The sequence below is a fragment of the Brevibacillus sp. MCWH genome (assembly GCF_013096935.1).
Taxonomy (GTDB): Bacteria; Bacillota; Bacilli; order Brevibacillales; family Brevibacillaceae; genus Brevibacillus; species Brevibacillus aydinogluensis.
This window is the reverse complement of the sequence record NZ_SDLF01000220.1, coordinates 1-404: the sequence shown is the minus strand read 5'-3', so window position 1 is coordinate 404 and position 404 is coordinate 1. Positions and strand designations below refer to the sequence as shown.

Here is a 404-nt window from a genome sequence, read left to right as displayed (position 1 = left end):
AAAAATTATCTGAATATGGCATGCAACTTCAAGAGAAGCAAAAGCTTCGCCATATGTACGGTGTCAATGAACGTCAATTCCGTAAAACGTTCGAAGAAGCAGGAAAAATGGCTGGTAAGCACGGTGAAAACTTCATGATTTTACTTGAGTCTCGTTTAGACAACCTTGTTTACCGTTTAGGTTTTGCGCGCACTCGCCGTCAAGCTCGCCAATTAGTAAACCATGGTCACATTTTAGTTGACGGCAACCGTGTGGATATCCCATCTTATCGCGTGAAACCAGGTCAAACAATTTCTGTTCGCGAAAAATCTCGCAACCTTCAAATTATTAAAGAAGCGCTTGAAGTAAACAACTTCGTACCTGACTACTTAACGCTTGATGCAGACAAATTAGAAGGTACTTAC

1 protein-coding gene is annotated in these 404 nt (G+C 41.1%); it reads left to right on the top strand.

Features of this window, described 5'->3' with window-relative positions; genetic code table 11:
- On the top strand, positions 1 to 404 hold a 404-nt coding region (rpsD, locus tag ETC00_RS20165; RefSeq protein WP_171567788.1), incomplete at both ends, for a 30S ribosomal protein S4.